Origin of the sequence: Pseudomonas sp. ATCC PTA-122608 (genome assembly GCF_001952855.1) — a bacterium.
Classification (GTDB): Bacteria; Pseudomonadota; Gammaproteobacteria; order Pseudomonadales; family Pseudomonadaceae; genus Aquipseudomonas.
In genome coordinates this window covers 67,482-90,142 of the sequence record NZ_LPNO01000052.1, presented here as the reverse complement: position 1 = coordinate 90,142, position 22,661 = coordinate 67,482, and the positions used below count along the sequence as shown (strand labels likewise).

At 61.4% G+C, this 22,661-nt stretch carries 20 protein-coding genes and 1 pseudogene; 8 read left to right on the top strand and 13 right to left on the bottom strand.

Translation table 11 applies throughout. The features are described 5' to 3' along the window. Nucleotides 1-8: 8 nt before the first annotated feature. From AU074_RS28050 to AU074_RS28040, 3 genes are read right to left on the bottom strand one after another with little or no spacing between them, the layout of a single operon-like run. A complete protein-coding gene (locus AU074_RS28050) occupies nucleotides 9-1,106 on the bottom strand; it encodes a DUF1513 domain-containing protein (protein ID WP_076017469.1) in 1,098 nt (365 codons plus the stop codon). Nucleotides 1,107-1,108: 2 nt separating this feature from the next. Next, nucleotides 1,109-2,173 carry an imelysin family protein gene (locus tag AU074_RS28045; protein ID WP_076017468.1) on the bottom strand — a complete coding sequence of 355 codons (1,065 nt, stop codon included), beginning with the start codon at nucleotides 2,171-2,173 and terminating at the stop codon, nucleotides 1,109-1,111. Between the two features lie 31 nt (nucleotides 2,174-2,204). Then, nucleotides 2,205-3,632, bottom strand: a complete 1,428-nt coding sequence (locus AU074_RS28040) for a di-heme oxidoredictase family protein (RefSeq protein WP_076017467.1) — start codon at nucleotides 3,630-3,632, stop codon at nucleotides 2,205-2,207. A 139-nt stretch (nucleotides 3,633-3,771) separates the two neighbouring features. Between AU074_RS28040 and AU074_RS28035 the strand changes: the two genes are divergently transcribed. Continuing rightward, nucleotides 3,772-4,335 carry an NAD(P)H nitroreductase gene (locus tag AU074_RS28035; protein ID WP_076017466.1) on the top strand — a complete coding sequence of 188 codons (564 nt, stop codon included), beginning with the start codon at nucleotides 3,772-3,774 and terminating at the stop codon, nucleotides 4,333-4,335. A gap of 181 nt (nucleotides 4,336-4,516) precedes the next feature. Here AU074_RS28035 and AU074_RS35015 read toward each other — a convergent pair whose 3' ends face one another. From AU074_RS35015 to gap, 8 genes and pseudogenes are all read right to left on the bottom strand, one after another. Continuing rightward, nucleotides 4,517-5,272 carry a methyl-accepting chemotaxis protein gene (locus AU074_RS35015; RefSeq protein ID WP_371916670.1) on the bottom strand — a complete coding sequence of 252 codons (756 nt, stop codon included), beginning with the start codon at nucleotides 5,270-5,272 and terminating at the stop codon, nucleotides 4,517-4,519. A 102-nt stretch (nucleotides 5,273-5,374) separates the two neighbouring features. Further along, nucleotides 5,375-6,514: pseudogene (locus AU074_RS35010) on the bottom strand (HAMP domain-containing protein); the annotation flags it as partial. A 263-nt stretch (nucleotides 6,515-6,777) separates the two neighbouring features. Further along, nucleotides 6,778-7,179 carry a YbaN family protein gene (locus AU074_RS28025; RefSeq protein WP_076017464.1) on the bottom strand — a complete coding sequence of 134 codons (402 nt, stop codon included), beginning with the start codon at nucleotides 7,177-7,179 and terminating at the stop codon, nucleotides 6,778-6,780. Nucleotides 7,180-7,364: 185 nt separating this feature from the next. Further along, the gene (locus tag AU074_RS28020) at nucleotides 7,365-7,973 is read right to left on the bottom strand and encodes a biliverdin-producing heme oxygenase (RefSeq protein ID WP_076017463.1); all 609 of its coding nucleotides are present in this window, start codon (nucleotides 7,971-7,973) and stop codon (nucleotides 7,365-7,367) included. 131 nt (nucleotides 7,974-8,104) lie between these two features. After that, nucleotides 8,105-10,684 carry a TonB-dependent receptor gene (locus tag AU074_RS28015; protein WP_076017462.1) on the bottom strand — a complete coding sequence of 860 codons (2,580 nt, stop codon included), beginning with the start codon at nucleotides 10,682-10,684 and terminating at the stop codon, nucleotides 8,105-8,107. Nucleotides 10,685-10,802: 118 nt separating this feature from the next. Next, nucleotides 10,803-11,771, bottom strand: coding sequence for a FecR domain-containing protein (locus AU074_RS28010; protein ID WP_076017461.1), 969 nt, complete (start codon nucleotides 11,769-11,771; stop codon nucleotides 10,803-10,805). A 61-nt stretch (nucleotides 11,772-11,832) separates the two neighbouring features. After that, nucleotides 11,833-12,351, bottom strand: coding sequence for an RNA polymerase sigma factor (locus AU074_RS28005; RefSeq protein WP_003214115.1), 519 nt, complete (start codon nucleotides 12,349-12,351; stop codon nucleotides 11,833-11,835). A 184-nt stretch (nucleotides 12,352-12,535) separates the two neighbouring features. Then, on the bottom strand, nucleotides 12,536-13,537 hold the full coding sequence (gene gap / locus AU074_RS28000) for a type I glyceraldehyde-3-phosphate dehydrogenase (RefSeq protein ID WP_003214117.1): 1,002 nt from the start codon (nucleotides 13,535-13,537) through the stop codon (nucleotides 12,536-12,538). A 221-nt stretch (nucleotides 13,538-13,758) separates the two neighbouring features. Between gap and edd the strand changes: the two genes are divergently transcribed. The 4 genes from edd (at nucleotide 13,759) to AU074_RS27980 (ending at nucleotide 18,884) form a co-directional block, all read left to right on the top strand. Continuing rightward, on the top strand, nucleotides 13,759-15,585 hold the full coding sequence (edd, locus tag AU074_RS27995) for a phosphogluconate dehydratase (RefSeq protein WP_076017460.1): 1,827 nt from the start codon (nucleotides 13,759-13,761) through the stop codon (nucleotides 15,583-15,585). Next, nucleotides 15,582-16,538, top strand: a complete 957-nt coding sequence (locus tag AU074_RS27990) for a glucokinase (protein ID WP_076017459.1) — start codon at nucleotides 15,582-15,584, stop codon at nucleotides 16,536-16,538. Before edd ends, AU074_RS27990 begins: the two co-directional genes overlap by 4 nt. Nucleotides 16,539-16,693: 155 nt before the next feature. Beyond that, the gene (locus AU074_RS27985) at nucleotides 16,694-17,425 is read left to right on the top strand and encodes a response regulator (RefSeq protein ID WP_003214124.1); all 732 of its coding nucleotides are present in this window, start codon (nucleotides 16,694-16,696) and stop codon (nucleotides 17,423-17,425) included. Further along, complete coding sequence (locus tag AU074_RS27980; RefSeq protein WP_076017458.1) at nucleotides 17,415-18,884, top strand: ATP-binding protein; 1,470 nt, start codon at nucleotides 17,415-17,417, stop codon at nucleotides 18,882-18,884. Before AU074_RS27985 ends, AU074_RS27980 begins: the two co-directional genes overlap by 11 nt. Before the next feature lie 152 nt (nucleotides 18,885-19,036). Here AU074_RS27980 and AU074_RS27975 read toward each other — a convergent pair whose 3' ends face one another. After that, nucleotides 19,037-19,966 (bottom strand): AraC family transcriptional regulator, encoded by a 930-nt coding sequence (locus AU074_RS27975; RefSeq protein WP_076017457.1) that lies wholly within the window; start codon nucleotides 19,964-19,966, stop codon nucleotides 19,037-19,039. A gap of 326 nt (nucleotides 19,967-20,292) precedes the next feature. On the opposite strand from AU074_RS27975, the gene AU074_RS27970 reads away from it, so the two are divergent. Together AU074_RS27970 and AU074_RS27965 are read left to right on the top strand one after the other, a co-directional pair. Beyond that, on the top strand, nucleotides 20,293-20,634 hold the full coding sequence (locus AU074_RS27970) for an antibiotic biosynthesis monooxygenase family protein (RefSeq protein WP_003214130.1): 342 nt from the start codon (nucleotides 20,293-20,295) through the stop codon (nucleotides 20,632-20,634). 43 nt (nucleotides 20,635-20,677) lie between these two features. Beyond that, nucleotides 20,678-20,926, top strand: a complete 249-nt coding sequence (locus tag AU074_RS27965; RefSeq protein WP_063027568.1) for a hypothetical protein — start codon at nucleotides 20,678-20,680, stop codon at nucleotides 20,924-20,926. Between the two features lie 141 nt (nucleotides 20,927-21,067). Here the strand turns inward: AU074_RS27965 and AU074_RS27960 are convergent, their stop codons facing one another. Then, a complete protein-coding gene (locus tag AU074_RS27960) occupies nucleotides 21,068-21,700 on the bottom strand; it encodes a flavin reductase family protein (protein ID WP_076017456.1) in 633 nt (210 codons plus the stop codon). 194 nt (nucleotides 21,701-21,894) lie between these two features. Here AU074_RS27960 and AU074_RS27955 point away from each other — a divergent pair, with 194 nt between their 5' ends. Further along, nucleotides 21,895-22,650 carry a hypothetical protein gene (locus AU074_RS27955; RefSeq protein ID WP_076017455.1) on the top strand — a complete coding sequence of 252 codons (756 nt, stop codon included), beginning with the start codon at nucleotides 21,895-21,897 and terminating at the stop codon, nucleotides 22,648-22,650. Nucleotides 22,651-22,661: the final 11 nt, after the last annotated feature.

The window sequence follows — 22,661 nt, the reverse complement described above, 5'->3', positions numbered from 1 at the left end:
GCCCCCGATCAAACCAGATGCAGATGGTTATCCCAAAGCCCCGCCGGCAACTCCAGCGGTTTAGCCACCAACGGCACCTGCCGACAATCATAAAACCGGCAACGCCCCTGCCCGGAAGTCACTACAAACCCGTCAGCCACCGCACCCACCCCGGCACAATCCGGCAACGGCCCGTCCAGCAGCAACTGCGCGCTGTCCATGTTCCAGATAAAGAACCGATTGCCCCGAGGCGCCGTCAGCGCCACCAGCCGCAACTCACTGTGCACCGCAACACTGGCCGTGTAATGCCCCATGGCCTGCAACTGCTCATCCGCCACCGGAAACGCCACAAACGGCTGCCCTGGCCGCTTGATCGCCAGCAACTCCGACCGCTCATGAGACGCTCCCATGAACTGCTGCCCCGCGAGGATCGTACCGTCGCTGGCAATCCCCATATGCCGCACACTGTTCATCTGCTGGCTCAGGGTTTCCTTGCTCAACAGCGTACCGTCGCGTTGCATCAGGACCAGGCTCGGCTCCATGGCATTCAGGTTCATCTCCACCCGGCTCTCCGCCTCGGTACGAATCCCGCCGTTAGCCACCACCAGCGTCTCACCGTCAGGCATCCACGACACCTGATGCGGCCCGATCCCATGGGTAGAAATCTCCCCGGTGTGCACCAACCGCTCACCCTCGAACCGATACACCCCAAGCAAGCCACGGCCCGGATCGGACGTGTCGTTTTCCGTGGCATACAACCACTCGCCATCCTTGTGAACCACCGCATGTCCATAAAAGTGGCGATTGGCGTTGGACGTAATGGTCTGCAGCAGCGCCCCGTCACGCAAGTCGATCAGATAGCTCTCGGTGCCCGGCCGGCGGGCGACAAACAGCGCAATCGGCAGCGTCGGGTGGTTGATGATGTCGTGGCAGCGCTGGCCAACCTGGGTCGCAAACACTTGCTTGCCGTCCAGGTGGAAGCCGACGGCGTAGTGCTTGCCATCACTGTCATCGCGCGCCGAGAGCAGCAGCGGGGTTTTGCCCTTCTGCTTGAACAGCGTCCAGCCACCCAGGGTAATTGCGCTGAGCAGCACGCTGCCGAGGGCCAAAGCCTGTCGCCTGAGCATCATCAGTCACCGTCGTTGGCGTTAAAGCCCAGTTGGATACCCAGCGCCTTGGCCAGTTCGCCTTCGTGCAGGCGGTGGACCACGTTGAGGCTGTCGTAGATGTCGTTGAGTTGCTGGCGCCCGGCATCGTCGCCCAGCAGTTCGTTCAGCGAGCGCTGGTTGCTGGCGAACAGTTTCAGGGACGCGGCATACGCGGCGTCAATCTTGTCAGCCAACGGCTTTTGATCGGCAGGCAACAGGCCGCGCAGGCCTTTGTTGTCGACGCCGACCCATACGGTCTGGGCGGCAGCCAGGCTGGCCTCGAGGCTTTGCAGGGACGACTGGCTGCGCCACGCATCTGCCTGGAACGGTTGCGGGATGCCCTTGGTCTGGCGGCCCATCGGGGTGCCGAGTTTTTTCTTCAGGGTGTCCAGTGCGGTCACTTGAACTCGCAGCAGGTCGGCGATGGCTTCGTGGGAATCGGCGTAGCGCTGGTTAGGAAACTTGGTCATCTGCGCCAGCATGCCGTCGGTGCTGTTCCAGCTCGACAGGATTTCTTCGGCGAGCAGTTTCTGGCGTTCGCCGATGGCTACCAGCAACGGGCAGTAGCGGGCTTTTTGTGTCTCGTCCGCCAGGTCGGTCTTGGCGTCGTAGAGGATGTATTCGTAGGCCGACAGGCCCTGCACCACGACGCTGGATTTGGCCAGTGCGGCGGCATCGATCTGCGGCTGGGCAGTCACCAGTTGCTCGACCTGACGGCCCACCAGGTTTTTCTTGTCCGGCCAGAACTGCACCTGCCACGAGCGGTTGCCCTCCGCCAGTGGGCCGATCAGCAGCGGTTGCAGCTCGGCCCAGGCTTTTTGTGCGTGCAGGAAGTCCGCACGGGCGGTCTCCAGGCTTTCCTTGCCCTGGCAGTAGGCCAGGGCACTGACGGCCAGTTGGCGGTCGGCTTCAACCCAGCGGCTGTAGGTCGGCAGGATCACTTGCTTGGCGATGGCCGCCGAGGTCACCGCTTGCGGGTCCTGGGGCGAGCATGCACCGAGGGCGAGGGCGGCCAGGCTGGTGAACAACAACTTGGGACGGAACATGTCGAGCTCCCTTCTGTAATTAGGACAAAGCTTATAAAGAATTCAGGAATGCCAGCAACGCGGCGCGCTGTTCGGCATTAAAAGACAGCACATGCTGCTGCGCCGCCTGGGCTTCACCGCCGTGCCACAGCACGGCCTCCATCAGGTTGCGGGCGCGGCCGTCATGCAAAAACTGGGTGTGGCCACTGACGGCTTGCGTCAGGCCAATGCCCCACAACGGCGGGGTGCGCCAGTCGCGGCCACTGGCCTTGAATTCGGTACGGTTGTCGGCGAGGCCGTCGCCCATGTCGTGCAGCAGCAAGTCGCTGTAGGGGCGAATCACCTGCTTGGCCAATTCAGGTTCGGCAGCCGTTGGCGCCGTGGTGAATTGCGGGGTGTGACAGCCCTGGCAGCCAGCCTGGTAGAACAGGTTTTTCCCGGCCAGCACCTGCGGCGAATTGACGTCGCGGCGGGCGGGGACGGCCAGGTTGCGGGTGTAGAACAGCACCAGGCGCAGGATGTTGTCGCTGACCTCAGGCTCGCCGTCCGGGCCATTGCCGTTGGGCGCCTGTTTGCAGGCGACTTGTGCATCAGTGCAGTCATCGAACGGTCTCAGGGACGTGGTGAGGCCCATATCACCAGAGAACGCGTGAACATTTTGTTGATTGAGGTTCGGTTGCCCGGCTTTCCAGCCAAATCGACCGAGCACGGTCTTGTGTTGCGCGTCGTCCCAGACCCAATTCGCGCGTCCGACAATGGCTTCCTTGTCGGCGGTTTTCGGATCGGTGTTGCGCAGGATGTCGGCGTCGGGGATGGCTTCCAGCAGCCCCAGGCCGATCATCGGCGGTGCGACCCGGGCCGAGAAGCGTGTGTCGGGGTGCATCGGGCCGTAGCCCAGCTGGGTGATTTGCAGCGCCGGCTTGCGCAACTCGACGACGGTACCGTCCTTGAAGCTGACGTTGACCGGTGTGTAGTCGACCCGCACCTTGCCTTCCGGGGCGACGCCGGGCACGGCCATGTCCTGCAATTGCCCGCCGTAGACCGGCTCGGGGACGACACCCAGTTGCTCGATGACCTTCGCATAGGGCGGCGCATCGGGGATCGACAGGCGCACCAGCATCGACACCGCGTTGGCTGCATCGGGCAGCGGCGGATGACCACGGCCATCCTTGATATGGCAGTTCTGGCAGGCGTTGGTGTTGAACAGCGGCCCCAGCCCATCGCGGGCAGTGGTGGTCGACGGGGCAATCACCCAGGGGCTGCGGAAGAAACTGTTGCCCACGCTGAAGTCCAGGCGCCGGGTCGGGGACAGGTTGGCCGAGGGCAGCGAGAAGGCGTTCTGGTCGGTTTTTCTCACCGTTGTCGCGCCACCCGCGCGCGCTTCGCCCGGCTCCGCTTTGGTGAATCGCGGGGCGTCATCGCAGGCACTCAGGCTCAAGGCCATCAACAGTGCAGACAGGCGAAGGGGCGAACGAGACATCAGGTTTCCTGAACGGAGGCTGAAAACAAGGCCGCAAAGTCTAACAGGGCAGGGCGGATTGAATAAGAGCAATTATCGTTTGGTGATATCCGATTCATTCCCGCTAGAATGACCGCACATTTTTCTCTGGAGGTGGCCAATGCAGGCTCTCGACGCTTTGCTCAACCGTGTTTCCGTGCCGCGACTGCTGGACCCGGCACCGACCCAGGAGCAGCGCGACCTGCTGTTCGCCGCCGCCATGCGCGCCCCCGACCACGGCCAGCTGCGGCCTTGGCGCTTCCTGACGGTGGAAGGTGCGGCACGTGAGCGCATGGGCACGCTGCTGGCCGAAGCCGCTCGCCTGCAAGACGCCGACGCGCCCCAGGCCGCGATCGACAAGGCGCAGAACGGCCCGCTGCGTGCGCCGTTGGTGGTGGTAGTGATTGCCCGCCTGCAAGAACATTTCAAAGTGCCAAAATCCGAGCAACGGCTGGCGGCGGCCTGTGCGGCCCACGGGATTCTGCTGGCGGCGTATGCCCAGGGCATTGGCGCGGTGTGGCGCACCGGTGAGTTGTCGTACTCGGCACACGTTGCCAAGGGGCTGGGGTTGACCGGGGATGAGGAAGTGATTGGCTTCCTCTACCTGGGCACGCCACAAAACCCGCCGCGTACCGCGCCGAAAGAAGACCTGGCGCCGTTTGTGGCGGCCTGGACGGGTCAGTAAGGCACCGCAACTCTAATGTGGACGGGCTTGTGTGGGAGCGGGCTTGCTGTGGTGAGCGGGCTTGCCCCGCGTTGGGCTGCGAAGCAGCCCCATCAATCTGTGGTGAACCCGACGGGGGACAAGCCCCCTCACCACAGCAAGCCCGCTCCCACATTTAGACCTCACTGGTTTCAAGCTCGGGTCAAACCCGAAACTGATCCATCAGCTTCATCTGCTGGCTGGCCAACGCATTGAGTTGGCTGCTGATGGCTGCCGACTCGGTGGCCTGGCCGGTCAGGGTTTCGGTCACCGTGCGGATCGCCGAAACGTTGCGGTTGACCTCTTCGGCCACCGCACTCTGCTGCTCGGCAGCGCTGGCGATTTGCAGGTTCATGTCGCTGATCACCGTCACTGCATCGCTGATCTTGCCCAGGGCCTGCACCGCCTGATGAATCTGCCCGGCATTGTTCTGCGCCTGGCTCTGGCTCGAATGCATGGTCGCCACCACCCCACGGGTGCCGGTCTGGATGCGTTCGATCACCAGGCGAATCTCCTCCACCGAATCCTGGGTACGCTTGGCCAGGTTGCGCACCTCGTCGGCCACCACCGCAAAACCTCGCCCGCTTTCCCCGGCCCGTGCTGCTTCAATCGCAGCGTTCAGGGCCAGCAGGTTGGTCTGTTCGGCGATGCTGCGGATCACTTCCAGTACCGAACCGATCTGTTCGCTGTTCACCGCCAGGGCTTCGACTTCGGTCACGGCCTTGCTGACTTCTTCGGCCAGGGTGGTGATGTCGCGGGTGCTGCGCTCAATGATCTGCATGCCTTCACGGGCTGACTGGTCGGCACCGCGGGCAGCGTTGGCGGCGTTGGAGGCGCTGTTGGCCACGTCGTGGGCGGTGGCGCTCATTTCATTCGAGGCCGTGGCCACCTGGTCGATCTCACGGAACTGCACCTGCATGCCTTCACTGGTCTGGCGCGCGATTGCCGAAGACTGGTCGGCGGTGCCACGGGCTTCGGTGATGCTTTGCTTGATCTGCGCGATAGTCGGCTGCAGCTTGTCGAGGAAGCGGTTGAACCAGTTCACCAGTTCCCCCAGTTCATCCTTTTTAGCGTAGGCCAGGCGTTGGGTGAGGTCACCGTCGCCGCTGGCGATTTCCTTGAGCATGGCGGCCACGCTGTTGATCGGCCGGGTCACGCCGGTGGCCGTCAGCCAGATCAGCAACAAGCCCAGCAGGCCGGCGGCTGCGCCCACCAGCAGCGCCTTGACGGTGCCACTGGCCTGGGCCTTGTCGAGCACGGCCTGGAGTTTCAATGAGTCTGCCAGCAGCACTTGTTTAGGCAGCTTGATCACCACCCCCCAGGATTTGGCGTCGGCAATCGGCTTCACCGGGTACACGGCGCGGATGGTGCCATCTTCCTCGCGGATCTTGCGGGTATCGCTGGCCAACAGTTGCACGATCTCTTTGCCTTCGGCGCCGAGGGTGTCCACCAGGTTTTTGCCGACCTTGGCCGGCTCGCCGCTGTAGCCGGCAATCAGGCCGTTACCGGACAGTATTTCGAGAATCCCTGCACCATTGAACAGCTCTTTTTGTGCCGCATCGGTGGCCGCTTGAAGGGCGTTGAGGGCGAGGTCGATCCCCACTACGCCGATCACCTTGCCGTCGACCAGCAGGGGTAGGGAAATGGTGGTCATCAACACCGGTTTGCCAGCCACGGTGTCTTCATACGGGTCCAGCAGGCAGGTGTTTCTGGTGTCCCGCGGGCAGGTGTACCAGATGTTGTAAGGCGTACCGCTGAGGTTGAGGGTGGTCTTGGTCAGGTCATCCTCGACCATCACCGTGTTCAGGCCTTCACCGCCGGCGCGGCTCCAGTAGCTGGAAAAACGGCCTTTTTCGTTGGACACACGGGCGGCGTCGTTGACGAATTCGCTGTCCTTGCCGTCGAGGGCGTTGGGCTCGAACGACAGCCAGATACCGAGCACCTTGCTGTTGCGGTCGAAGGCGGTTTTCAGGCTGTGGTTGAGCTCTTCACGCAACGCTGCGGCGTCCAGCGAGCGCTTGCCGGCCAGGGTGCGCAGGTCCTTGATCTGGTCGGCGAGGGCCGTGACCACCAACAGGCTTTCACCGAAGGTTTTTTGCAGTTGCGAGGCTTGTTCGGCAGCCTTGGCCTGCAGCAGGTTCTGCACGCTGTCGGTGAGCATTCGCGAGCTTGAATTGCTGATCAGTTCGTCGTTCTGATTGGTCTGGTACAGGTTCATGCTGACCACCAACGCGATCACCCCCAGCAGGCAGAGCCCGGACAGCAGCACGATTTTCAAACGTATGGAGAGGGTGTCGAACATAGGTTTACCCGCGAATGGACTTATTAGTATGCAAGCTCAGGCGAGTCCATTCGGCGCTATGCCCGGAACATCGGCTTGAGCCGGCAGTTCATGAGCGTAAGCCGATGAGCGGTAGGCGGGGGTCAGGCAGGGTGCGGGAGGCGTTCCGGCCGAGACCAGATCCACAGGTTGCCCATGCTCATTCCGGCGATGGCCAGGTAGATCGGCCAGCCATGGTCGAGCATCACCAACATCAAGCCGGCGCACAGCAACATGCTCACGGTAGCGCTGACTTTGGCCCGGCGGGCGATGATCTTGCCGTTGCGCCAATTGAACAGGATCGGCCCGAACAGGCGGTGGTTTTCCAGCCATGCACTCAGGCGCGGGGAGCTTTTGGTGGCGGCCCAGGCGGCCAGCAGGATGAATTCGGTGGTGGGCAAGCCCGGTACCACAATCGCAATCAAACCGATGCCCAGGCTGACGTAGGCCAGCAGGCCGAACAGGACACGGGCGATTTTGGATGAGGATTGGGTTTTGCCGGTCATGGGTGCGGTTTGCATGGATGGATTTACGAAGGATTCAAATTGAAACCGGGTCAAAATGTGGGAGCGGCGGTGCGACGATTCGACTTGCTCGCGAATGCGGTGTGTCAGTCAATACATGTACCGACTGATCCACCGCATTCGCGAGCAAGCCCGCTCCCACATTTGATTGCATTCCAATCAGGGAATCAGGCCAGTTCAGGGGCGCTAGCGTACGCCTGTTCCAGCAACACGGTGAAGCGTACGAACGCATCAACCGCGCCTTTCTCCACTTCGGCTTCTTCTTCAGCGGTGAATTCCAGTGCGTCGAGGGTGCGGGTGAAGCGCTTCCAGCCTTCAGCGCGACCACCTGCCGGCTCGCCCAGGTGACGGGCGCCGAAGGTTTCGCTCAAGCCCAGGCCCACGGCGCGCTTGATCAGGAACGCGGCGCCCAGCTTGGAGCCTTCGGACACGAACAGCCAGCCCAGGGCTTCGGCCTTGCTCGGGTTTTTTACCGCGCCGGCGACCGGTGCCGGTACTTCGGTGTCCAGGTCGCCCAGGTCGAGCTTGGCCGCTTCGGCACGGCAGCGTTCGGCCAGGTCGGGGACGATCTTGATCAGCTTCGCATCGTTGTACAGCGCCACCAGCTCCGACTGGAACAGGTACTGCGCGACCACGAAGCGGGCGAAGTTGGCCTGGGTTTCAAACGGTGCATGGGCCTTTACCAGCGCGTCGAGCTTGGTGTGCGGTTCGTTGGTGATCTGGTTCAGGCGTTGAGAGCGCAGGCTTGGGCGTTCAGCAGTAGGAGAAGCGGTCATGAAGATGTCCTTGAGAAGAGGATGCGTCTGGTTGCCAGGCTGTTATGAACTAGACGAACCAGAAGACGCGTCACAGTAAAAAATCCTCACCCCGCGGAAGAAGAAATTCCGGCGGGGCGAGGCTCCATTGATCAGATGTCCCAGATCAGGTTGATCGCAAAGTTGCGGCCCGGTTGGGTCAGGCGGTCCAGGTTGGCCGGGCCGGTCACACCGGCTTCGCCGACGCTGTCGTAGCTGCGAACGTCGTCCCAGTCCCAGTATTTCTTGTCGGTCAGGTTGTACAGGCCACCGTTGATGGTCACGTCGTTGGTGACCTTGTAGAAGCCGGTCAGGTCCACGATGCCGAAGCCCGGGGTCTTGAACGGGCCGTTGGCGCTGTTGCCGTCGGGGGCGAAGAAGGTGGTGCTGTCGACGCGATTCTGTTTCTTGACCAGGGTCCAGCTGACCAGGGCACCGTAGTTCTGCTGGTCGTAACCCAGGCCAAATACGCCCTTGAGCGGGTTGACGCTGTTCAGCGGTTCGCCGTTGTCGTCGTTGCGTCCGTAGGTGTAGGCAATCGAGCCTTTGGTGTACAGGCCCTGCGGCGCGCCAAACGCATCGAGGTTCAAGCGGCCCTTGGCTTCCACGCCCTTGATGGTGGCGTGCTTGATGTTGTTGGCTTCGAACTGCTGGACCGTGCCACCGGCGACCGAGGCATCTTCGTTGATGAAATCACGGTACTTGTTGTAGTACACCGCCACGTCAAACGAGCCCGAGTCGAAGTTGCCGCGAATTCCGGTTTCGACACCCCGGCTGCTTTCCGGCTTGAGGTCCGGGTTGGGTTCGACGGTGTAGCCCTGTTGCAGGTTTTCAAAGCGGCCATACAAAGCCTTGGCCGACGGCGTGCGATAGCCTTCGGCGTATTGGCCGAACCAGGTGTATTGCTCGGTCAGCGCGTAAGTCACGCCGAATTTTGGCGTTACACGGTGCCAGTTCTTTTCCGAATTGCTGTGGTCGTAGATGCGTGTCGGGTCAACGGTGTTGAGGAATTCCTGAGTCAGCTTGGGTTTGAGCTGGATGTAGTCGTAACGCACGCTGGGCAGGAAGGTCCACTTGTCCCAGGCAATCTGGTCCTGGGCAAACAGCGCGTAGGAGTTGATGGTCGGATCCGGGAAGTCGCTGGCCTTTTTCACGCTGTCGGCGGCCGACGGGCTCGGTGCGCCGATGGCGGTGCAGCCGCTGCCAACCGCCAGGCAGGTCGCGGAGCCTTCACGGGAACCCGTGACTTTCTGCTGTTTGAGGGTGGTGCCGTAGGTCACTACGTGGTCGGTTTCGCCGATGCTGAAAGCCTTGTCCAGCTGCGCGTCGAATACCCACTGTTTCTCTTCGTACAGGGTGTCACGGGTGCGCAACACCTTGCGCGATGGCTGGTAGATCTCTGCGGTGGTCTGGTCGGTCTTGGCGATCTGGTAGTTGAGGCTGGTCTTGATGTGATCGGCAATCGGCGAGTCGAGGGCGAACGTGTTTTCTATGCCGAAACGCTCGCGGGTGATGGTGTCGTTGCCCGTACGGCCGCGGTAGAAGTTAAAGCCCTGGCCACCGACGAACGGGCCACCCACCGCATTTTTCAGGTTGGTGTCGCGATCATCCTTGAACTTCTCGTAGGTCAGGCCCAGGCGATTCTCTTCACCATAATTCCAGCCGAGCTTGGCCAGGATGTTAGTGGTGCGCGCATCTTCCGGGTTGGCGCCGGTGCGGGCCAGGCCGGTGGCGTTATTACCGTCGTAGGATTCCATTTCGTGGCCGTTGCGCTGGCTCAGGTGCAGCAAGCCATCAAAGTCCTGTACGCGACCGGCGACGGTGCCGGAGGTCAGCCAGCTTTCGTCGGCGGAGCTGTAGCCGGTCTTCAGGCGCGCGCCGAAGTCCTGGCCGGGCTTGATGATGTCGTCGGGGTCGAGGGTGAAATAGCTCACGGCGCCGCCGATGGCGCTGCTGCCGTACAACGCCGAGGCCGGGCCGCGCAGGATTTCCACGCGCTTGACGATTTCCGGGTCGACGTAGTTGCGGCGAGTCTTGGCGTAGGGGCCGTTGAAGAAGTTGTCGGGGACTTCGACGCCGTCCACCTGGGTCAGGATGCGGTCGCCATCGATGCCACGAATGTTGTAGCCGGCGTTCCCGGAGCGGGTACCGGCACCACCTACCGACACACCTGGCTCATAACGCACCAGTTCGCGGATGGTGTTGACGTTCTGGCGGTCCAGTTCTTCGCGGTCATGCACGGTCACGGTGCTGGGCACGCTGTCCACGGCCTGTTCCTGGCGGGTGGCGCTGATGGTCATTTGTTGCAGGGTGATAGCGCTGCCAGCGGCGCGTTTTTCCAGCACGATGTTGTTGTTACTCAGTTTGCGATAGCCGAGGTTGGTCCCCACCAACAGCCGGTCCAAGGCTTTATCTGCTGGCAACGCGCCGCGCACGCCAGGGGACGACACACCCTGGCCCAGCTCGGCGGGCAGGCCGACTTGCCAGCCGGTCACCGCGGTGAAGGCGTTCAGCGCCGAGACCAGGGATTGTTGCTCGATGCTGAAGCTGTAATTGCCCTGGCTGCGGGTGGCAGGCTCGGCAGCGGTGGCGGCGACGACGGGCGCCCCGGCCAACAGGATGGCAGCCGTCAGCAGGGACAAGCCGTGACGGCGAACGGGCGAAGAGGGCCGGCGGTTGAAACGAGAGGACATCGAGAGCGCTCCGGAAGGTACGAATCTTATAGTTGCGACACTGAATCAAATAGGAATCAGTTGCATTGGCTATAACGAGACGAACCGCCGATGGCTATCGAGTAAAAATAATTCTCATTTAGTTCAGGATCACCAGCGCCGGGTATTCCGAGAGTTTGGCTGAAGTGATGTGCGCCAGTGAGCGCACGACGTCGAGAGGCTGGTCGAGACGGTAATTGCCGGTGACCGCCACGCTGGCGAGCTTGTCGTTGTTGTTGACGATCCAGCCCGGGTAGTAGCGCCGCAATTCGGCCAGCACTTCGCCCATCGGGCAGTTTTCGAAGATCAACCGACCGTCGACCCAGGCCAGGTCCTTGGTGGTGTCCAGTTTGGCGGGTTGGCTGAAGCCCTTGGGCCCGATGCGGATACTTTCACCGGCGCTCAGGCGTACCCGGGCATCGTCAAAGGTGTTGCTCAGGTCGACGTCGCCGCGCTGTACCTGAACCTGGGCTTCACCGTTCAAGTAGCGCACCGCGAAGGACGTATCGCGCACGCTGGCGCGCACCGGGCCGGCGTCGATCTCCAGGGGCAGGCCACGGCTGGGCAGCACTTCGAAAAACGCCTCGCCCTGATACAGGCGGGCGATGCGCTGGTGGTCCTTGATGCTGCTGGAGAAGGCGGAATTAGTGTTAAGCAACACTTTCGAGCCATCGTCCAGTTGCAGGCGCTGGCGTTCGCCCACCACGGTCAGGTGGTCGGCCTGCAGGCGCATCGGCAGGTTGCTGAAGCTGAACAGGCCCAGCAGCAACACGGCGGCGGTGGCCAGGGGTTTCCAGTGAGGTTTGATACGGCGCCAGGCGCTGGGTTTGCGCGGCGCATTCAGGGCGACGGCAGCGCTGTGCACCGGCGCGCCGGCCCAGGCGGTCTGGGCCTTGATGAAGGCTTCGGCGTTTAAAGGATCGCGGGCGAGCCAGGCTTCAAACGCGTCTTGCTGCCCGGGCTGCGGGCACTGCAAGGCGATCAGCCAGTCGAGGGCTTGGTCCATAGCCGTGTCTTGCAACACCTCATGAGCCAGCTCATGGGGGTGCAGTTTATTCGGATCCGTCACGGTGTTCCTCGGGTCTTCGCCACGTTTTAATCAATAGTCCTACAGACTGTGCCGACAAAGCTTAAGGGCGATCCAGTCTTTCGGCCACACCTATGCAGATGGCCATGATCAATTTCAGTTCCTTTTGCACGGTGCTCAGGGACACGTCGAGCTTGTCGGCGATCTCCTGATAGCTGCAACCGTGCAGGCGGCTGAGGATAAAGATCTGCTGCTGGCGGGCGCTCAACTGGCCGAGGCTGACACTCAGGTGCTCGAGCAATTGCTCGGCCTGTGTCGCGTCTTCGGGGGTGCTGACGGGGGAGGCGACGCTTTGCAGGACGTCCAGTGGGACATCTTCCTGCAGGGTGCGCGCCTGAATCCTGCGGGCGCGCAGGTGATCCAGCGCCAGGTTGCGCGCCGTCTGGTAGACGAAGGGTTCGAGGTGATCGATCGGCCGTTCGCTCAAGGCCCGGGTAACGCGCAGGTAGGTTTCCTGCAGCAGGTCCTCGGCGGTGCTGTGGTTATTCACCATCCGCTGCAAGGTGCGCAGCAGAATCACCCGCTGGGTGAGGAAGACTTGATTGAAGCGAGATTGACTCACAGTGATACCAGACCGGTTTGCAGCAAATGATAATGCTTATCATCAACGCAAATGGCAAGTGGCACTTGGCAATACTGTAGGAGCGAGCTTGCTCGCGAAGGGCGTCAACGATAGCGCTGGCGTCCTGAATAAACGCGGTGTCTTTGCGTTTTTCGCGGGCAAGCTCGCTCCTACAGGCCGAGCATTACTCGGCGTTGCACAGCGCCAGGCAGTTATCCAGCATGCGGTTCGAGAAACCCCACTCGTTGTCGTACCAGGCCAGCACTTTCAGCAGTTTGCCGCTGACCTTGGTGTGATTGGCGTCGAAGATCGACGACAGCGGGTTATGGTTGAAGTCACTGGAAACCAGCGGCAGGGTGTTGTAGCCAAGGATTTTCGAGTGCTGGCTGGCTTCTTTAAGCAGTGCGTTGACTTGCTCGGCGCTGGCTTCTTTTTTCAGCTGCACGGTGAGGTCTACCAGCGACACGTTGATCACCGGTACACGCACGGCCATGCCGGTCAGCTTGCCTGCCAGTTCCGGCAGCACCAGGCCCACGGCTTCGGCGGCGCCGGTCTTGCTCGGGATCATGTTCTGGGTGGCCGAACGCGCGCGGTACGGGTCGGTGTGGTAGACGTCGGTCAGGTTCTGGTCGTTGGTGTAGGCGTGGATCGTGGTCATCAAGCCGCTTTCGATGCCCAGCTCGCGGTGCAGCACCTGGGCCACCGGTGCCAGGCAGTTGGTGGTGCAGGAAGCGTTGGAGATGATCTGGTGGGATTGACGCAAAATGTCATGGTTCACGCCATACACCACGGTGGCATCGGCGCCCTTGGCCGGGGCCGAGATGATTACCTTGCGCGCGCCGGCGGTAATATGGGCGGCAGCCTTGTCACGGTCGGTGAACAGGCCGGTGCATTCGAACACCACGTCCACCTTGTGGGCAGCCCACGGCAGGTCGGCCGGGTTGCGAATGGCACTCACGGCAATCCGGTCACCATTGACGGTCAGGCTTTCCTGATCGTGGGCGACCTCTGCATCGAAAGTACCGTGTACGGTGTCGTATTTAAGCAGGTGGGCATTGATCGAGCTGTCGCCGAGATCGTTGATGGCGACGATCTGCAAATCCTGGCGGTAGCCTTGGGTATAAAGTGCGCGCAGGACATTTCGGCCAATACGGCCAAAACCATTGATAGCGATACGTAGAGTCATTGGAAGGTGCCTGTCGTCGATTTGTTGTAAGAATTACAAGATTATTCGCATAAAAATAGAAAACAAGCCTTTTTAGTGGCAATATTTTGTTCAATCTACAACGAGTGACCTGAATCAACTGGTCCGATTGGTCAAGCAACACCCTGCCAACCTCTTCGCGGCGGGCGTTTGACCAGCATAGACACTCAGGTCGCCACATCCGTTAGCCTGGAGTTCTATACATGCATCCCCGCGTACTTGAGGTCACCGAACGGCTTATCGCCCGCAGCCGTGCAACCCGTGAGGCATACCTTGCGCTCATTCGCGGCGCTGCCAGCGACGGCCCGATGCGCGGCAAGCTGCAATGCGCCAACTTTGCCCACGGCGTGGCCGGGTGCGGCACCGAAGACAAAAACAGCCTGCGCATGATGAACGCCGCCAACGTGGCAATTGTTTCGTCATATAACGACATGCTTTCGGCCCACCAGCCGTACGAACATTTCCCCGAGCAAATCAAAACAGCCCTGCGTGAAGTCGGCTCCGTGGGCCAGTTCGCCGGCGGCACTCCTGCCATGTGCGACGGCGTGACTCAGGGCGAGCCGGGCATGGAGCTCAGCCTGCTGAGCCGCGAAGTGATCGCGATGTCCACGGCGGTAGCGCTGTCCCACAACATGTTCGACGCCGCGCTGATGCTCGGCATCTGCGACAAGATCGTCCCCGGCCTGATGATGGGTGCCCTGCGCTACGGCCACCTGCCGATGATCTTCGTGCCGGGCGGGCCGATGCCGTCGGGTATCTCCAACAAACAGAAAGCCGACGTGCGCCAGCGCTACGCCGAAGGCAAGGCCACCCGCGAAGAGCTGCTGGAATCGGAGATGAAGTCCTACCACAGCCCTGGCACCTGCACCTTCTATGGCACCGCCAACACCAACCAGTTGCTGATGGAAGTGATGGGCCTGCACCTGCCGGGCGCCTCGTTCGTCAACCCGTACACGCCGCTGCGTGATGCCCTGACCCGCGAAGCTGCGCATCAGGTCACGCGCCTGACCAAGGCCAACGGTAACTTCACGCCGATCGGCGAGATCGTCGACGAGAAATCCATCGTCAACTCCATCGTCGCACTCAACGCCACCGGCGGTTCCACCAACCACACCCTGCACATGCCGGCCATTGCCATGTCGGCCGGTATCATCCTCACCTGGCAGGACATGGCTGACCTCTCCGAAGTCGTGCCGACCCTGTCCCACGTCTATCCAAACGGCAAGGCCGACATCAACCACTTCCAGGCGGCGGGCGGTATGTCGTTCCTGATCCGCGAACTGCTGGAAGCCGGCTTGCTCCACAACGATGTCAATACGGTGGCCGGTCATGGCCTGAGCCGCTACACCCAGGAACCGTTCCTGGTGGACGGCGAACTGGTGTGGCGCGAAGGACCGATCGAAAGCCTCGACGAAACCATCCTGCGCCCTGTGGCCCGTGCGTTTTCCCCGGAAGGCGGCTTGCGCGTAATGGAAGGCAACCTCGGTCGTGGGGTGATGAAAGTCTCCGCCGTGGCCCTTGAGCATCAAATCGTCGAAGCCCCGGCCGTGGTGTTCCAGGACCAACAAGACCTGGCCGATGCCTTCAAGGCTGGCCAGCTGGAAAAAGACTTCGTCGCGGTAATGCGCTTCCAGGGCCCGCGCTCCAACGGCATGCCGGAATTGCACAAGATGACGCCGTTCCTCGGCGTACTGCAGGACCGTGGTTTCAAAGTGGCGTTGGTAACAGACGGGCGCATGTCCGGCGCGTCGGGTAAGATTCCCGCCGCGATTCATGTCAACCCCGAAGCCCAGAGCGGCGGGCCACTGGCACGTGTGCGCGATGGCGATATTATTCGCGTGGATGGCGTCAAAGGCACCTTGGAGCTTAAGGTGGACGCCGAAGAATTTGCAGCGCGCGTGCCTGCCACGGGCCTTCTGGGCAATAACGTGGGGTCCGGTCGCGAGCTGTTTGCGTTTATGCGTTTGGCCGCAAGCTCCGCAGAGCAGGGCGCCAGCGCCTTTACCTCTGCCCTGGAGACACTTAAGTGAAGCTTGCGCTGGTCGGTGATATTGGGGGTACCAACGCCCGTTTTGCATTGTGGCGTGATCAGGAACTGCATTCGATCCGCGTCCACGCGACGGCGGATCATGCCAGCCCCGAAGAGGCGATTCAGGTCTATCTGAAGGAAGAAGGCCTGGCCGTCGGCTCGATCGGTGCGGTGTGCCTGTCGGTCGCCGGGCCGGTGAGCGGAGATGAATTTAAATTCACCAACAATCACTGGCGCCTGAGCAAGGCTGCGTTCTGCAAGACCTTGCAGGTGGACGAACTGCTGCTGGTGAATGATTTCTCGGCCATGGCCCTGGGCATGACCCGCCTGAAACCGGACGAATTCCGTGTGGTGTGCGAAGGCGCGCCGGAACCGTTGCGGCCTGCGGTGGTGATTGGCCCGGGCACCGGCCTGGGTGTCGGTACTTTGCTCGACCTCGGCCATGGCCGTTGGGCCGCATTGCCGGGGGAGGGCGGCCATGTCGACCTGCCGGTGAGCAGCCCGCGGGAAGCCCAGCTGTGGCAGCACATCCACAACGAGATCGGCCATGTCAGCGCTGAAACCGCCTTGAGCGGTGGCGGCCTGCCGAGGTTGTACCGGGCGATCTGCGCGGTGGACGGCCATGAAGCCGTGCTGGAAACCCCCGAGGCCATCACTGCCGCTGGCCTGGCTGGCGACCCGATTGCTTTGGAAGTGCTGGACCAGTTCAGTATCTGGCTGGGTCGCGTCGCCGGTAACAACGTGCTGACCACCGGCGGCCGTGGAGGGGTTTATATCGTTGGCGGCGTGATCCCGCGCTTTGCCGATTTCTTTATCAAGAGTGGTTTTGCCAAGAGTTTTTGCGACAAAGGCTGCATGAGCGACTACTTCAAAGGCATTCCGGTGTGGCTGGTGACGGCACCGTATTCAGGGTTGACAGGTGCTGGTGTGGCGCTTGAGCAGGCATTTGCGTAGGCAGTGATGGCCTCTTCGCGAGCAAGCCCGCTCCCACATTCAATCCCATTCCAACTGGATGAATGAGGTCGAATGTGGGAGCGGGCTTGCTCGCGAAGGCGGCCTCAAGGGCAACAAATGACTTAAGCTTGGCCATAACAACAAGGAGGGGCCCCGTGAGCGTAATCAGTAAATCCATTCTCCTGGTCGACGACGACCAGGAAATCCGCGAGTTGCTGCAAACCTACCTCAGCCGCGCCGGTTTCCAGGTGCGTGGCGTGCCGGATGGCGCGGGGTTCCGCCAGGCGATGAACGAAGCGCCGTGCGACCTGGTGATCCTTGATGTGATGCTGCCGGACGAAGATGGCTTCAGCCTCTGCCGCTGGATCCGCCAGCACCCGCGCCAGGCGCAGGTGCCGATCATCATGCTCACCGCCAGTTCCGACGAAGCCGACCGCGTGATCGGCCTGGAATTGGGCGCCGACGATTACATCGGCAAGCCCTTCAGTCCCCGCGAGTTGCAGGCGCGAATCAAGGCGCTGTTGCGGCGTTGCCAGTTTGGCCAGGAGCGCAGCGGCGGCGAGGTGCTGGTGTTTGGCGAGTGGCGCCTGGACATGGTCAGCCACCGGCTGTTCCACGTCGACGGTGAGGAAGTGATTCTCTCCGGCGCCGACTTCGCCCTGCTGAAGCTGTTCCTCGATCATCCCCAGCAAATCCTCGACCGCGACACCATTGGCAACGCCACCCGTGGCCGCGACCTGATGCCCCTCGACCGGATTGTCGACATGGCCGTCAGCCGCTTGCGCCAACGCCTGCGCGATACCGAAAAACCACCCCGGCTGATCCGCACCGTACGCGGCAGTGGCTATCAATTGGCAGCCAGCGTGGTTGCCGGCAATGCCCACTGAACGCCTGCGTGAACTACGCCGGCGAATCCCGGTACCGCGTTCGCTGCTGGGGCGGATGTTACTGCTGACCCTGTTGGCGGTGCTGTTTGCCCAGGCATTATCCAGCGTGATCTGGGTGTCGCAACTGCGCGCTACCCAGCTCGAAGGCCTGGTGACCGCCGCCCGCAGCCTGGCGCATTCGATGACCGCCAGCGTCAGTTATTTCCGTTCCTTGCCGGTGGCCTTTCGGCCCCTGGTGCTCGACCAATTGCGCAGCATGGGCGGCACGCGGTTTGTGGTGACCCTCAACGACAAGCCGCTGGACATGGCCGTGTTGCCGCAAACCCCACGTAAGCAAGCGGTACTCGGTGCCGTCGAAGAAGTATTGCGCCAGACCCTGGGCAGCGACGTGCATGTGTCGGTGGAATTCGTCAGTGCCGAAGACCTTCGTATCTTCAACGCCGGTTTGAAACTCGATGAACTGCCGCGCTCCTGGGCGCATTACGCGTTGACACTGGAACCGGTGAATCCGCCGGTGTTGGTGACCCAGATCCAACTGGCCCAGGGCGAATGGCTCTACATCGCCTCGTTGCTGCCCGAACCCTACACCAGCCTCGAAGAGCAAGGCCTGCCGTACCAGCAGGTGTGGTTTATCGTGCTCACCAGCGGCTTCCTGCTGCTGTTTATCGGCCTGTTGGTGCACTGGCAAAGCCGTCCGCTCAAGCGCCTGGCAAGGGCTGCGCGGGACATGTCCCTGGGCGCCGATGTGGAGCCGGTGGCCGAAGGCGGCGGCAGCGAAGTGGTGGAAGTGGGCCGCGCGTTTAATGCGATGCGCGAACGCATCAGCCGTTACCTGACCGAACGCAGCCAACTGTTCAGCGCAATTTCCCACGACTTGCGCACACCCATCACACGCCTGCGGTTGCGGGTGGAATTGCTGGAAGACGAAAACCTGCAAGTCAAATTCGGCCGCGACCTGGATGAGCTGGAGTTGCTGGTCAAAGGCGCGCTGCAGTGTGTGAAAGACACCGATATCCACGAAAACATCGAGCCGGTGGACCTCAACCATGTGCTCGACTGCCTGGTGGAGCCCTACCTGGCGCCTAACGGCAATGGCCGCGTGACCCAACATGGCCGAGCACTCACGACTTACCCGGGCAAGCCGCTGGCGCTCAAACGCTGCATCGGCAACTTGATCGACAACGCGTTGAAGTACGGGCAGAACGCCCATTTGCATATTGAAGACGATGGCGCAGAGTTCATCCTCCACGTCGACGACGAAGGCCCGGGCGTGCCGGAGCAGCGCCTGGAGCAGGTCTTTGAACCGCACTTCCGCCTGGCCGGGCAGCAACAGGGTTACGGCCTGGGCCTGGGCATCGCTCGCAATATCGCCCACAGCCATGGCGGTGAAGTGAGTTTGCAGAATCTGCGCGAGGGCGGTTTGCGGGTGACCTTGCAGCTGCCCCGCGGCCTGGATTGAACGCCACCCATACCGCAGCTGATTGAGTACTTGTGGCGAGGGAGCTTGCTCCCGTTGGACTGCGCAGCAGTCCCATCTTTTGGGGCCGCTTCGCGCCCCAACGGGAGCAAGCTCCCTCGCCACATTAGTAGTATCCGGCGTTATAACTGCGGTTAGACGCTCTGGCGCAACCGGGCCAGATCCCGCAATGGCGGCGCACCAAACAGCCGGCTGTATTCGCGGCTGAACTGCGAGGCGCTCTCATAGCCCACCCGATAACCCGCCGCCGAGGCTTCCAGGCCCTCGGCGATCATCAACCGTCGGGCTTCCTGCAAGCGCAACTGCTTCTGATACTGCAACGGGCTCATGGCGGTCATCGCCTTGAAGCGGTGGTGCAAGGTCGAAACGCTGAGGTTTACTTCCTTGGCCAGGTCATCAATACGCAGGGGCTGTTCGTAGTTGCCGTTCAACCAGGTGATCGCCTGGCTCACCCGATGGCTCTGACTGTTGGCGACGGCGATTTCATACAGCCGATATCCCTGCGGGCCACGCAACAAACGATAAAGAATTTCGCGATTGATCAACGGCGCCAGCATCGCGATGTCTTTCGGCGTGTCCAGCAATCGGGTCAGGCGCAGCACGGCGTCGAGTAGCTGGTTGTCCAGGCGGTCGACATACATCCCTCGGGAGGTCGGGCGCGGGGGCACGCCCATCGGCCCGGCTTCGGCAATCAGTGCGGTGATGTGTGCCGGATCGATATTCACTCGAATCGACAGGTTGGGGTCTTCCGGCGTGGCATCAAGGATGCGCCCGGCCACCGGCATCGCTACCGAAAACACCAGGTAATTGAGCGGGTCGTAGGCGAAGACTTCATCCGCCAGGCGCACTTCCTTGCTGCCCTGGGCCAGGATGCACAGCGCGGGTTCCACCAGCACAGGCGTGAATTCCCGTGGGGTGTTATGGCGGTTGAGGTACAGCGACGTGATCGCCGTGCCGTAGGAACCGTCCTCCCAAGTGTGCCGACGTACGATGCCGGCGAGTTCTGCGCGCTGCTTTTCCATGTCGGCGTCGAGGGGCGTGGAGCGAAGATCGGGCGACGGCATGGGACATCCTCTGGTGTTTTGACGATGGGCACAGCTTAAAGGCGGCTTTGCAAAAAGCGGTACTTCGATTCTGCACAATCCTTGCCTGATCCTGCGATAAATCGTGAATCAGGCAAGCGGGGGGCTGTCATCCTCCTGAAATACAGCAGTCATGCCGGGAATAAAAGCTGCAGGCCGAATGCTATATCTACGCATCTCGCAGGATTGTGCAATAAGCCGGCAGGAATCGACTAACCGCATCCGCACCTGCGCCCGTATCTTTGATCCTGTGGCAACACGCCCTCACAGTGCTTGCCGAGCATCACTTCTCAACGGGAGAGTCGAACATGTCCACCCCCATTCCCGCGAGCCATATGGCCTTTATCCGTGCCCGTACCGGGTACAGCACCGAACTGGGTGCACGCTTGAGCAGTTTGATCGAACCGGGCCGCCAGGCTCAGGGTTGCCTGCAATTCTCGTTGCAGCACTCCCTGGCCGACCCGGATGTGTGGTTGGTGTCGGGCTTCTGGAGCAGCGAGCAGGCGATGAGTGCCTACTTCAGCTCGCCGGCGCTGATGGTCTTCACCGAGTTGTTGAACGACATGGTGGTTCGCAGCATGGACTTCCAGACCTTCACCGACGCCTCGGCAGCCAACGCCTACGGCGAGTACCTGCAACTGGCGGGTTAGTGCTTTAGAATGGCCGCCTTTCCCATTGGCCAGGACCTGCAACATGGCACGTAAAGAGTTTGCCCACCACGAAGCCGTTTCCGCCTTGGTGCGTGAAGAAGAGGGTGGCTACAGCGCCGCCATCGCCGTCAAGGCACTGGATGGCATGGGCGCACCGCGCTTTCACAAGATCCTCGATGGACAGAAATTCAAGACCGCTGATGACGCTGATGATGCCGCTGCTCTGCAACTGGAGCGCTTGGTCAATGTAGATGAAGACGGTCAGCTCTCTTGGGCAACTTCCGCCAACTAAAAACACTGCTGATCCAAATGTGGGAGCGAGCTTGTGTGGGAGCGGGCTTGCTCGCGAATGCGGTGGATCAGTTGGCATATGCATTGACTGACACGCCCCCTTCGCGAGCAAGCCCGCTCCCACATTTTTATCGCATTCCAATCAGCGTTGCGCGGCGCCTGGGCGGTACATTTTGAACAGCGCTTCCGGCCCCAACTGAAAATAATCCGCCGGGCCGCCTCCACGCAGGATCGGTTCGGCGGCAGCCGTGTCGTACACCCCGTCTTTCAACAGCCACTTGGCAATATGCACCGCGACCACTTCGCCAAGTACCAGCCAGCTTGGCACCAGTTCCTGGTCGGCGCGCTGCAGCTGAATGATCTGCGTCACCTTGCACTCGAACGACACCGGGCTCTCACCGACGCGAGGCACGGCGATCACCTTTGAAGCCACCGGCGTCAGGCCGGACAATTCAAACTCGTTGACCTCGGGCGAGACCGGTGCGCAACTCTGGTTCATCTGCTCGGCCAGCGGGCGGGTGGCCAGGTTCCACACGAATTCGCCAGTCTGTTCGATGTTGTTCAGGCTGTCTTTACGGCCAACGCTGGAAAAACCAATGATCGGCGGAATGTAGTTGAAGGCGTTGAAGAAACTGTAGGGCGCCAGGTTCAGGCGGCCTTGGCTGTCGTGAGACGAAATCCAGCCAATCGGGCGCGGGCCGACAATCGCATTGAACGGGTCATGGGGCAGGCCGTGGCCGTTGGCGGGTTCGTAAAAGTGGATATCGTCGGGCATGGCCGTGGTTCCTGCTGCGCGGTTCTGGGGAGGGCACCATAGTGCAACCCAGCGCCGCGTATTTCTATCATGGGATGGAATTTTCATGCATCCCCCACCTATTTTTCACAGCTCCCGGTGCAGTCTGCGCGCCAGGTCGACACCCCCGATAAGTCGACCGATTGAATGACTGAGCCTTTGGAGCCTTCTGCACAATGAACAAACTTCCTCAGATCACCCTGGCGTTCTGGGTCATGAAAATCTGCGCCACGACCCTGGGCGAAACTGCCGGGGACTTGCTGTCGATGACCCTGAATGTCGGTTACGCCATCAGTTCGATGATCCTGATCAGCGTGTTCCTGGTCACCCTGGTGACGCAACTCTGGTCGAAAACCTACAACCCGGTGCTGTACTGGATCGTGATCCTGTCCACCAGCACCGCCGGCACCACCATGTCCGACTTTATGGACCGCACGCTCGGGTTGGGTTATGCCACGGGGTCGATGATTCTGGTGTCGATCCTGGTGGCGATCTTTGCCCTGTGGCGTATCAGCGGCGATTCGCTGAACGTGAACAAGGTCCAGACCTTTCGCGGTGAGCTGTTCTACTGGATGGCGATTCTGTTCTCCAACACCCTGGGCACGGCGCTGGGAGATTTCCTGGCAGACGATTCCGGACTGGGGTTTGCCGGTGGCGCCTTGCTGATCGGCGCGAGTATCGCGGTGGTGGTATTGCTTAAATACTTCACGCGGATTTCATCAGTGCTGCTGTTCTGGGTAGCGTTCGTGCTGACCCGGCCGTTCGGCGCAACCCTGGGGGACTTCCTGACCAAACCTCATGAAAAGGGCGGGCTGGACTTTGGCACCATCGGCTCGTCGGCGGTGTTGGCGGCGGTGCTGGTGGTGATGATTGCCGGCGCGGCGTATGCACAGCGCCGGTATGGGCGCCAGGGGGTTGCCGAGCTGTCTTGAGGCAAATGAAA